The organism is Pseudidiomarina halophila, from assembly GCF_003987215.1.
GTDB lineage: Bacteria > Pseudomonadota > Gammaproteobacteria > Enterobacterales > Alteromonadaceae > Pseudidiomarina > Pseudidiomarina halophila.
Genome location: NZ_PIPW01000001.1, coordinates 212,651 through 224,525, shown reverse-complemented (window position 1 = coordinate 224,525; position 11,875 = coordinate 212,651). Strand labels below are relative to the sequence as shown.

Sequence of the window (11,875 nt, the reverse complement as noted above, 5' to 3'; positions counted from 1 at the left end):
AACGTGAATCGGGGGTGTTGATTAAAACGCCCCCATTTCCCGCCAGGCAAAGCGCATCAGTTCTTGCATATCCACGGTCATGGTTTCTGTATTACCACGCATGGCTTGTTGCATAAGTTGCGTAAGCAACGGACCCATCACACTATCAACCCACTCCTGACTGGTCTGCTGGCTATGGATAGGCGGTAATTCCAGGCGTTCCAGCTTAACACTCAGCAGCGGCATGCCCTGATCGAATAAATTCACCACTACATCCTCAAGGGTGACGTTATCGACGTGCCAGAGAACCTCCTCACTCGCGCGCTGCACTGGCAGCTGCGACTGGATAGCTTCGATCAACTCATGTAGATTCGACTGACCTTCACCGTAATAAGCAATTGTAAGTTGCGCATTGACGATTTGCGCACTGTCCAGCCTTATCTGATCTTGTTGTTGTGTGAGCCAATCTCCGGTTAACCGTACACGCTCAGCCCACAATAACTGGTTCAAACCGGCGTCAAGCTGCTCGACTCGAGTTTTCACCCCCACCTCGGTCGCCACCAGCTCGGCAGTAAGGGTATTTAGTTCAAAGTCCTGGTAGCTAAAGCCGGCGTTGTAACGTTTATCCGCCCGCTCGGTAAGCTCCTGCGCAACCCTTTCTGAAAGAGTTTGTTCCGGCACGGCTTCGGCGCAACCCGAAACGGCGAGTGCCAGAATACCTGCAGTTAGTAGCGATAGTTTCATGCGTTACTCCTTAGTGCTAACGCTTTTGATGGCGTTCGCGGTTTTCATGCTTCTGTTCGGCGTTCTTACGTAACATCACATACACCGAGCCGGCACCACCATGATGCCGCTGCGCACTGTGATAAGCCATTACCGGATCAAGTTGTTTTAACCATTTAGCCACATAGCTTTTCAGCAATGCCGGATGGGGCTTCGAATGCCGCCCCATGCCGTGCACGACAATGGCAGAACGCACGCCACGCCGGTGACACAGCTGAATAAAATCAAACAACGCTTCGCGGGCGCGTCGTAGCGAATGATGATGCAAGTCCAGCGTCGCTTCGAGCGGATACTGCCCCTGTTTCAGACGCTTGAATACGCCGTGCTGCACACCGTCACGCCGAAACTCTACTATCGCGTCAGGGTCAACGAAGTCGACGAACTCCATCGACAAATAATTGATATCATCTTCAAGATTCTTTTCCGCCGCCTCACGACGCGCCAGTTGCCCTGCGCTCGGCTTCGCCCTGGTCGGCTCAATAACGTCGTTGGCTAAAGGCTTTACCCCGGCCATTTCGCGTAAAAAATCATCAAAATCGTCACCCATAACTACTCCTGTCTACGACTTTGTCAAAAACTCCCGAATGCTTGTCAACACAGCAGTGACATTCTTGCCAACCCGCTCACCTAATGGCCGCTTCACATGGTAACGAATATGGTAAATGCCATGATCCTTGCAGTGCTCCAGCAACCAACCGTCGGTGGTGCAAATCTCATCCACTAATTCCAGGCCGATAGCATGCTGCGCGGTCCAGTATTCGCCGGTGGCAACCTTGGCTAAATCGACCTGTGGCCGATAGTCAGCAATATGCTGTTTAAATTGCTTATGGATCTGCTCAAGGTCTTCTTTGAACTTGCGCCGACCCGCATCGGTATTCTCGCCGAACAGCGATAAGGTGCGCTTAAAATCTCCCGCTGTAACTTGTTCAAAATCGACATCGTGCTTTTTTAACCAACGATGGAAATTAGGCAGTTGGGCAACAACACCAATTGATCCAATAATCGCAAAGGGTGCAGCAATAATTTTTTCAGCCACAGCCGCCATCATGTAGCCGCCGCTAGCCGCTACTTTATCGACACCAATAATCAGCTTCAGTTCAGCATCACGCAAGCGTTGTAACTGTGCTGCTGCTAAACCATAACCATGGACCACGCCGCCAGGGCTTTCCAGCCGCACAAATACCGTTTCACCGGCTTTCGCTGCACCAATGACTGCATTGACTTCACGCTGCAGGTTTTCAACTTCGTGAGCATCCATACTGCCTTTAAAGTCGATAACAAAGACCCGCTGCTCCGCTGGCTGCTCGTTTTTATCGGCTTTTTTATGCTGCTTTTGCGCATGCTTGCGCTGTTTTTTGCTAAGGGTTTCTAATTCAATGGTTTGTGCGCTATAGCGCAAATCGCGCGACAGATTTCTAACTTGTAGCTCGCCTTCCTGCCGGCGTTGTCGCTGCGCAGCATTACTGATCACGGCGACAATAAGCATAATCACCATAACAATGATTGCTGCTTTTACGACAAAATCAGCTATTTCTAAAATGAACTCCATAATTTCCTCACCTGAAAGCTGGTTAAACTCGTCACATAAAAAAGGGCCGACAAGCGGCCCTTTTGCAACGCAAGTAGTCTGAGTATATAGCTTATTGCTTGACCACTGCAGGATTCGTGATTGGAATCGCAGTTGCATCAGTGCTGAACCAGCCAGCCGCCTGCAATTGCATTTCCATAGTCGCTGCAGCCGAAGCACTTGGGTCAACAATGGAGCCGTGGTCGCCGGCAACAAAACGCACGGCACCAGAGATGGTCGAACCGTCGGTGCTGGCAGTTGTCTGCGAAATCGCTGGCAACTCTAATAACCTGATCAGCGGTTCTGTTCCGGCCAATGGTTTGCCTTGTACAGAGTTTGGAATCACCTGGTCAGGTAATACATCTGCGCCGTTGCCTACTACTTCAATCACGTGGAACGGACTGTCGTTGGCAACCGCCTGCGCAGCATAGTTAACCGGATCAGCCGAATCGACCACGGTTTGCGCAGCGAATGCAAACTGCTCAAATACACCATTGACTTCCGCTTGCTCAGCCGGTGATAAACTCGCCCAGAACTGCTGATACACCTGAATTAACACGCCCTGGAACTGCGGCGTGCCTGGTGTAACACCAGCTTGCTCAGCGGCATTGTTGGCCGCAGCGGCAAAATCAGCATTAGCTGCGTACAGCAACTGGCTCTTAACGACCGGACCAAATGATGGCGACGCCAATAAGAAGTTTGCGATACTACCGCCTGGAGCCATTAACGAACTGGCATTTACTTTAAACAGACCTGAAGCCTGAGCTAAGGCGCCTGACATAGGTTCATTCGCTAACGCAGTGAAACCAGTACCTGCGATTGCCCCTAATGAGTGACCGAGAAAGAATACGTCCTGGCCATTCAACGGCGCACCCATGGCTCCATTTAAGCTCAAGCGCAAACCCAGCAAGTCAGAGATAGATTGACGTAAGTTGTCACGTGCAGTCAGCAGGCTACCTAAATTCATGTAGGCGGTTGCACTGCCGGTCGTTGCGTTAATTGGACCGTAACCACGATCACCATGTAACGGATGGTCGATTGCCACCGTAGCAAAACCAAACACAGCTAAGGTACCGGCGATACCGAATGCATTGGACTTCTCACCAGTGATGCCGTGCTGGAAAATCACTACAGGCCAGCCGTTAGCAGGCTCGGTAAGTGGAGCCAGACCTTGAGCTGCGCGCACCATATTTGCAGTATTAACGTCAGGTACGGTTACAATTGCAGGTACATCAACGGCAGCCGTAGTTGCTGGCACAGGATTGTACTTGGTCAGGTGACGCTCTTCGTCAATACCGGGGAAATCGTAACAGTTATACGGCGGCAGTAATCGCGACGGGTCTTCCAGAGCAGCTGGGTCAATCGCCCCTGCTGGTAAAGCACCTGCCTGCACAGCACCAAGAATAGAAGCTGGGCTGTCACACATTGCGCGCCAGCGACCATTTAACGGCGCTTGCGGATTTTCTGCAGTGGGTACAGCTGAGTAATAGGGTAAGGTTACCTGGCCCTGATACAACTGCGCAGAAGCTGCCGATAGATACGCAGGGTCTTGCGGATTCGCTTCTAAACGTCCCGCATTGACCAGTACATCACCTACCGTCATTCCCGTAGGTTGCGCCATAAGCGCCGGTCCGCCACCCTGAGAAAATTGTTGCGTCATCAGACCTTTGATTGCGTTAAAGACGTCGGTGATTGACTGAGTAGTAAAGCTTGAGGTCAGAATAATCTCCTCAGGATCAACACCGGCTGCCGCCAACGCAGCTTCATGGCTGTTGATTAAGCGCTGTAAGCCAACCCCTGAGGCATCACCAGACACTGGATTAGCATCCGCGTCACGCTTCATTAAGCCATAGGTTTGTGAAGGTTTAACATCGCGCCCCATGGTGTCCTGGATATTGCTCGTCAACACCGCAACATAACCGGTTTTGGCTTTTAATGGCCGCAACGGAATAACCGCAACACCTGCTGGTCCAGTCGCACGAACAACAAAGTCAACGCCATGAGTCAACTCACCAGCAACGGCACAGGTTGCCGCCGGACTTGCCGCAGCACAACCGGCGCTTACTGCGCTACCGCCCATGATGGTTTCGAACAGGCGAATACTACCCGGAGCCTCTAAGGATGCTGCATCGACTTCAATGGTATTGCCGTTTTCATCTTTCGGTAATGAAAAACTGAAGGTCAGCGTTGAATGCGTACCCCAGCCGTCAAGCCCATTCAGAGCGACTTGCGGATCACTGTTGTCCGACGGATCGGCCACAGGAATATTTAAGGTGCCGTCAACACTACCGCTTAACAGGATATTAGAAGGTACTGGTATTTCACCGTTACTCGGATCAAATACCGCGCGAGTCGCGTTAACTTGGAAATCTGTAGTTGCTGATGGTGGCGCGTCTTCGCCGCTTCCGCAACCAGCTAAGGTAAAGGCACTAGCAATGGCCGTTACAAGCAAGAGTTTTTTCATGAGGCTTCCCCAATCCTTGTTCGTGTTGTTATGTATTGAGCACCTGCAGATGCTTTTGTTTATCTTGCCTATCATCGCTCTTTCTAACTGGTAGGACAAGACGCACACTTAACAAAATTTTATACACCGCTGACGCCAAAGTTGAAAGTATTTTTCAAGAATTTCTCACTGATAGCTGAGAATCCGGGCAAAAAACAGTAAACTGGCGCACAACATTCACAGCAAGTGTAAGCCGAAAATGACAGATATGCATAAAGATAAAGTAGCAAATTACGACCTGGAAGGGAAAGTAATCTTAGTCACTGGCGCTGGCGATGGCATCGGCAAAGAGGCGGCTATGACCTTTGCTAAAGCTGGAGCTACCGTAATTTTGCTTGGCCGCACCGTCAGCAAATTAGAACAGGTGTTTGATGACATCGTTGCTGCCGGTAGTCCTGAACCGGCGATTGTGCCACTCGACATGAAAGGCGCAACCAAAACACACTACCAGGGCCTGTGCGCAACGATCATTGAACAGTTCGGCCATCTTGACGGGCTTTTGCAAAACGCCAGCCTGCTGGGTGTGCTCTCGCCCTTTGAGCATATCGACCACGACAGCTGGAACGATGTTTTACAGGTCAACGTTACCGCACAGTTCATGATGACACAGGCGCTTATGCCGGCACTGAAGAAAGCCTCACAGGCTAGCATTGTCTTCACCTCATCAGGGGTTGGACGCAAGGGGCGCGCGTTCTGGGGTCCCTACGCAGTGAGTAAGTTCGCCACTGAGGGCCTGGCACAAGTCATGGCTGATGAGTATGAGGGTAGCCATGTACGTATCAACGTTATCAATCCGGGTGCCACCCGCACCACGATGCGCTCACGAGCCTATCCCGGCGAAGACGCGACCAAACTAAAAACCCCGGCTGATTTGATGCCCACCTATCTGTATCTGATGAGTGATGAAAGCATCGGCGTCAACGGCAAGTCCCTCGACGCCCAGTAAATGCCACAACCTCGACTTCGGTCGAGGTTTTTTTGTTTGACATATAGGGTACGGGGGTATAGCTTATTCAGCATAGAGTTACAACTACAGGCGTGCGTAAGATGAAAAAAACCGTAACCCCTCACTCCCAGACACTGAAAGATAACCTCACCCAGCGTCTACGCCGCATCGAAGGTCAGGTTCGTGGGCTACAGAAGCTCATTGAAAATGATACCTACTGCGATGATGTGCTTATGCAGGTTGCATCCGTGCAATCCGCGCTCAATGGTGTGGCGAAAAAACTGCTGAGCCAGCACATGCAAACCTGCGTGAAGACACGCCTTGCAGCCGGTGATGATGCAGTTCTTGAGGAACTCGATACCACAATTGAACGCCTGTTAAAACGTTAGTCCCGCCAATATTAGGAGCAGTCGATGAAACAAAACGTACAACTTCAGCTTAGCGGTATGAGCTGTGCTGGCTGTGCCAAAAGTATTGAACGCGCCCTTAAAACTGTTAATGGTGTAGATGAGGTGCAGGTCAATTTTGCGACTGAAGTGGCAGCTGTGGCCGGCTCAGATCTGGATACCAAAGCACTGACCGCAGCCGTAAAGGATGCGGGCTATGATGCAGAGCTTATCGACCATAGCCAGGCGCGTGATAGTGACCCCCGCGCACACGCCCAGCAGCGTCAGTTTATTAAATTTGTGGTTGCTGCCCTGCTCTCACTGCCGCTGCTGTACACCATGTTCGGTCACTTCAGCTGGACTCAGGGTGTTCCGGTTCCGGACGTTTTAATGGCACCGTGGTTGCAGTTGATTTTGGCGACGCCGGTACAATTTATTATCGGCTGGCAGTTTTACCGCGGGAGTTACCATGCCTTACGTGCCGGGAGTGCCAACATGGATGTGTTGGTCGCGCTAGGCACCTCTGCGGCTTATTTCTATAGTATTTACCTTGCCTGGTTCGCCGCAGATTATGATCCCCACGACGGTCTCTATTTCGAAACCAGCGCGATTTTAATCACCCTGATTGTGCTCGGCAAATGGTTTGAAGCGCGTGCCAAAGGCCGTTCGTCAAACGCCATTCGTCAGTTGCTTGAACTGCAGCCGGCCAAAGCCATTCTTGAAGAGAGCAAGGACGCAACCAAAGAGGTTGCTGTCGCCAGCCTGAAAGTCGGCGACGTTGTGCAGGTAAGGCCCGGTCAGAATATACCCGTCGATGGTAAGGTCCTCAGTGGTACCAGTGCTGTCGATGAATCCATGCTGACCGGTGAGAGCATGCCTGTTACCAAATCAGCCGATGATCGCGTCTTCGGTGGTACCCTCAACACCACAGGGTTTCTTCGTGTTGAGGTTCAACAAACCGGTGCAGATACAGCGTTAGCGAAGATTGTCGCCGTGGTCGAGCAGGCGCAGAACTCGAAAGCTCCGATTCAACGTCTGGCAGATCGCGTCGCTGGCATTTTTGTTCCGGTAGTGATGGTTATTGCGCTGCTAACTTTGCTCGTCTGGCTATTGTATTTAGCGCCCGGAGATTGGCGCCAGGCATTTGAAGCAACAGTCGCAGTGCTGGTTATTGCCTGCCCCTGTGCGCTGGGTCTTGCCACACCTACGTCAATTATGGCGGGTTCCGGCCGTGCAGCACAGGCGGGCGTCTTGTTTAAACAAAGCGAGGTCTTAGAAACGACCAGCGCTGTTGACACTATAGTGTTTGATAAAACCGGCACACTAACAGAAGGCAAGCCCAAGCTGACAGACTTTGAATTACTCAGTCAGGCGGTCCCAAAAGATCAGGTTGCAGGCTACCTGTTCGCGGTTGAAAAACAATCTGAGCATCCCCTCGCCCAAGCCATAGTGACAGGTACCCGCGACCTGCTCACCAGCTCACACGAGTTAACAGTGGATGAGTTTAAGGGGGTCCAGGGCAAAGGCGTCACCGCGAAGGTGACCGACACAGATACCGCCACCGGCGCAACACAAGTTGTCAGCTTACTTATTGGCAGCTTGCGGCTGTTAACCGAACACAAGGTCATCGTTAACAAAGCCGCCGAACAGCGTTTTGAGGAATTACAACAGCAAGGTAAAACCGTTATGGCCGTTGCCATCGATGACGAACTCGTGGCCTATGTCGCAGTCGCCGATACTGTGCGGGAAAGCACTAAGTCAGCGCTGGATAAACTCCGCAAGCGTGGCTTAAACCTGATCATGTTAACCGGCGATAATCAACGTACCGCAAAGGCCATTGCGGAACAGCTGGGATTAGATCAGGTCATTGCAGAAGTGCTTCCTGAAGATAAAGCAAAGCATATCAAAGCCTTGCAAGCTGAAGGTAAAGCTGTCGCTATGGTTGGTGACGGAGTCAATGATGCGCCAGCGCTTGCAGTAGCTGATGTTGGTGTGGCAATGGGCAGCGGCACAGATGTCGCCATCGAAGCGGCAGATATAGCTCTACTTCGGCCGGATTTGGAAACCTTAGTACATGCCATCGAAATGAGCGAGCTTACTCTGCGCAACATACGACAAAACCTGTTCTGGGCCTTTGCTTACAATACTTTAGGCATTCCGGTTGCAGCATCAGGCCTGCTTGCACCTTGGTTAGCAGGCGGCGCGATGGCGCTTAGCTCGGTATCAGTGGTGTTAAATGCGCTACGTCTGCAGCGTGCCAAGCTTTCGAAATGATTGAGTAAGTCCGACAATCATTGTGGCCGCGTGACGCTTGGTTTATCTTAGTAGGTAAGTCCGCAACCTAGAGTAAGCTATGATCACAAGCATGATCGCAAGTATTATCGCGAGTACGATGGCATCTACAGCTGCTGTCGAGCTACAGGCACTACCAACGCGCCCGGATGTAAACTGGGTCGGAGTCAGTGTACCAAGTCCCGATGTGGTCTGGATCGGTGGCAACAAGGCGACGATTGCACGCAGCACCGACGGTGGGCAAAGCTGGAACTACAGTCAGCCGACTACCACAGATCTGCAATTTCGCGACATTGAAGCGCTTGATGAACAGCATGCCTTCGCTTTAAGTATCGGCAAAAACGGTAACTCCCGTATTTATTACACCAGTAATGGCGGCAATAGTTGGCAATTGCGCTACCGAGCCAGCGGTGAGAAGTTTCTGAATTGCTTTGCCGTCGCGCCGAAGTCGAACGAAGTCTGGGGCTACGGCGACAGTGTGAACGGGCAATGGGACCTTTTACGTTCAACTGACGGGCGCAACTGGCTTTCGTCCAGTAATGCCGTTGGTAGCCCGCCGCAAAGCGGCGAGGGTGGCCTGGCAGCCAGTGGCGGCTGTGTGCGTTTTAATGATGGCATCTGGGCCATGGGCACCGCCAATGCCAGCTCTGCACGGCTCCTGGTAAAGCGGAGCTTTGGCATTCGTTTCAAAGCCATAGATACTCCGATTGTCGCTGGACCAAGTGCTGGAATTTCCAGCGTCTGGCCATTTGCTGAGGATCATGTACTGCTAGCGGGTGGTGACTTGAACCATCCTGAACGTCGGCCGCGGTTGGTGGAATATAAAGATGATGCCTTCACACCGCTAAGCGAGCCACCACTAACTGGCGCACTATACAGTTTAACCGTCACTCCAGGTCAGGCACTTATCGTGACTAACCCGTCAGGTGCGGCACTATTACCGACCATAAGCAGTACGGACTGGGTACCCCTGAGCGATGCGAATATCTGGAATTCTGCCTGTCATGGCAGTGTTTGTTACTTTGTCGGCAAAGATGGCTACACGGCGAAGCTTAGCTTGCCAGTAACGCCATCCCCCCAGACACGTGACTGACGTTACAAAAACCGAATCGCGTGAGAACCTGTGCCGCAACTGCGCTACGATTGCCAGAGCGGCACAGACAAATAATCGGACGGTTGGAAAAATCGCTGCGGTGATCGTAGATAAATTGCACTAAACGGGTTAGCGGAACATTCATAACCTGCGCCGGTAATTGCAGCGGAGTCACCTGATGTTCTTGCTGCTCACGCACGTCTATCACCAGCGTCTCAGGCCGCCGTAACCATTCGTGCTGTTGCTCCGGAGCTATATTTACCAGTTCACAGGGCTGCGCCTGTCCTTTGAGTTCCTGCAATTGTGTAGCGATCGAGAATTCATCATCCCATTTGCGACACACGAGTGTTTCCTTACCAAGTACCGCGGCTAAAGTGTCCAATGCGGCTTGCTCGCCAACAAAAGCGAAATCCACACTGGCCTCGGCGGTGGGCGTAATCGGTGAACTCAACAGGTACATGGGCTGACGACTACCGACCCGATATAACCGGCGGTTGCCGACCAACAAACAGCCATCGGTAGCTACATCACAATCTTTTGGCGCGCTGCAATCCGCTTGCGCGTGCAAAGGCCACCCTACCGCATCGCGTTCAGCATCACAGCCACTGGCACAAAGCAGTTGGGCCAGCATTGCAGCAGTGCTAGCGCTCGTATGCGGTTCAGTGGTCACCACAGCTTTGACCCGATAATGCTGACAGTCGACCAACTTTTCAATGCGTTCTGCGAGCTGTGGAATCGGGTCAATCACCGCCATTTCCCGGGCGGCACGATCAATTACCAGGTAGCAACATTGCGCATCGAAGCGCAGTTGCACAACACCGTCCAGCTCACTGTCGAAATCTTCATTGGTGTCACTTAATAGTAAACAGGAGTGACGCAGCGCTTGCGCTGCCTCTTCGATGCGCTGACAGGCAGCATCAATTGTAGCTTGTTCCGTTGCCGGCCCGAACGACAGTCGAATGGCCGACTGTGAGCGCCAGTCATCCAGTCCCATTGCATCCAGTACAAAACTGCGGGTTACTTTCGAACTGCAGGCAGATCCTGAGCTGACCCGGATGTTCGCCGCATCAAATACATCCATGATGTCGCGTGATGGAACGCCTCGCACTGAAAAGTTTAGTGTTGTAGGTACCGAGTATTCGAACGCGTGATTCAGCTCGAGGGAAGGAAAAGCAGTACGCAGCGCGTCAAGCAACTGCTCACGGTAATCCACTAGCGTCGTCACCGGCTTGAACACCTGCTGTTCCTGATCGAGCAAGAGTTCAAATAGCGTGTGCATTGCCGCAATACCTGGCAGGTTTTCAGTTCCGGAACGGAAGCCCTGTTCTTGCCCGCCACCAATGATTAATGGCGTAAAAGGCGCGTGCTCGCGCACGTACAGAAATCCAATACCTTTGGGGCCATACAACTTATGCCCGCTAAACGGTGCGTAGTCGATACTGGTTTGCGCCAAATTCAGCTGGCCTTTGCCGAGTACCTGCACGCAATCCACCATCCACGGTACCTTGGGTCCGTGTTGGCGGATAATTTTTTCTAAAGTGGCTAAATCTTGTCGAACCCCGGTCTCATTATTGACCGCCATAGTTGAAATGATTAAGGCTTCAGATAGGTGCGCAGCGATAAAATCAAGATCAAGAAGGCCATTACGATCAACGGGAATCGCTTTTAATTCAGCACCGGTATCGAGTATCTCATTCCAGTGCGCCAGTGCCTGCGGTACCGCTTTGTGTTCCGTAGCTCCGTAAAGCAGATACTTACCCCGGGTGTTAGCGCCGCTTTTACGCGCCGCCATCAGTGCCGATAAAACCGCCGTCTGAATTCCTTCGGTTGCGCCACTGGTAAACACCAAATGACCACGGTCAGCACCGATAACATCGCGCCCGAGACGTCGGGCGTTATCGAGGATGTAACGCGCTTGCAGGCCAGTAATATGACTGCTGCTTGGATTGCCAAATACCTGTTCCATAGTATGCGAAACCGCGTGTGCGATTTGCGGCAATACTGGCGTCGTCGCATTACAGTCGAGATAAATTTCGTCATCTTTTGGACGTATGTGAACAGGTGTGACCATGCTTACCACTTTAGTTTGGGATGTTCATTCAGCAATTAGTTAATTCGGTTTTTCTGCCATTCTTCTTCTTTGGCCATGCGTGCTTTTCTTTTGTCACATGGCTCATCGCAGTCGCAAGCTTTATCCATACCTAGGGCGGAGATACCACCACAACTGCCTGAAATCGATTTGCGTTGCACGATAAACCCAACCGACATGGCCAACACCACCATTAAAAAGATGGCGAACACTAATAAAAATAACTCCATGCGGACC

At 51.8% G+C, this 11,875-nt stretch carries 10 protein-coding genes; 4 read left to right on the top strand and 6 right to left on the bottom strand.

Going from position 1 to position 11,875, the window contains the following annotated elements; all coding sequences use genetic code 11:
* Positions 1-21: 21 nt before the first annotated feature.
* The 4 genes from CWI69_RS01000 to CWI69_RS00985 all read right to left on the bottom strand — a co-directional run bounded on the left by CWI69_RS01000 (position 22) and on the right by CWI69_RS00985 (position 4,793).
* Positions 22-723, bottom strand: coding sequence for a hypothetical protein (locus CWI69_RS01000; protein ID WP_126761077.1), 702 nt, complete (start codon positions 721-723; stop codon positions 22-24).
* Between the two features lie 16 nt (positions 724-739).
* Positions 740-1,309, bottom strand: a complete 570-nt coding sequence (smrA, locus tag CWI69_RS00995) for a DNA endonuclease SmrA (protein ID WP_126761075.1) — start codon at positions 1,307-1,309, stop codon at positions 740-742.
* A gap of 12 nt (positions 1,310-1,321) precedes the next feature.
* Entirely contained in the window at positions 1,322-2,311 is a 990-nt protein-coding gene (sohB, locus tag CWI69_RS00990) for a protease SohB (RefSeq protein ID WP_126761073.1), read from the bottom strand.
* 91 nt (positions 2,312-2,402) lie between these two features.
* Positions 2,403-4,793, bottom strand: a complete 2,391-nt coding sequence (locus CWI69_RS00985; protein WP_126761072.1) for a VolA/Pla-1 family phospholipase — start codon at positions 4,791-4,793, stop codon at positions 2,403-2,405.
* A gap of 247 nt (positions 4,794-5,040) precedes the next feature.
* On the opposite strand from CWI69_RS00985, the gene CWI69_RS00980 reads away from it, so the two are divergent.
* From CWI69_RS00980 to CWI69_RS00965, 4 genes are all read left to right on the top strand, one after another.
* Positions 5,041-5,778 (top strand): YciK family oxidoreductase, encoded by a 738-nt coding sequence (locus CWI69_RS00980; protein WP_198678898.1) that lies wholly within the window; start codon positions 5,041-5,043, stop codon positions 5,776-5,778.
* A 101-nt stretch (positions 5,779-5,879) separates the two neighbouring features.
* Positions 5,880-6,167, top strand: coding sequence for a metal-sensitive transcriptional regulator (locus tag CWI69_RS00975; RefSeq protein WP_126761070.1), 288 nt, complete (start codon positions 5,880-5,882; stop codon positions 6,165-6,167).
* A 24-nt stretch (positions 6,168-6,191) separates the two neighbouring features.
* Entirely contained in the window at positions 6,192-8,438 is a 2,247-nt protein-coding gene (locus CWI69_RS00970; RefSeq protein WP_126761068.1) for a heavy metal translocating P-type ATPase, read from the top strand.
* Between the two features lie 79 nt (positions 8,439-8,517).
* Positions 8,518-9,549 carry a WD40/YVTN/BNR-like repeat-containing protein gene (locus CWI69_RS00965; RefSeq protein WP_126761067.1) on the top strand — a complete coding sequence of 344 codons (1,032 nt, stop codon included), beginning with the start codon at positions 8,518-8,520 and terminating at the stop codon, positions 9,547-9,549.
* Here CWI69_RS00965 and CWI69_RS00960 read toward each other — a convergent pair.
* Both CWI69_RS00960 and nqrM read right to left on the bottom strand, forming a co-directional pair.
* Complete coding sequence (locus CWI69_RS00960) at positions 9,509-11,620, bottom strand: aminotransferase class V-fold PLP-dependent enzyme (RefSeq protein ID WP_126761065.1); 2,112 nt, start codon at positions 11,618-11,620, stop codon at positions 9,509-9,511. The genes CWI69_RS00965 and CWI69_RS00960 overlap by 41 nt on opposite strands.
* Before the next feature lie 35 nt (positions 11,621-11,655).
* The gene (gene nqrM / locus CWI69_RS00955; RefSeq protein ID WP_126761064.1) at positions 11,656-11,868 is read right to left on the bottom strand and encodes a (Na+)-NQR maturation NqrM; all 213 of its coding nucleotides are present in this window, start codon (positions 11,866-11,868) and stop codon (positions 11,656-11,658) included.
* Between the last annotated feature and the right edge of the window lie 7 nt (positions 11,869-11,875).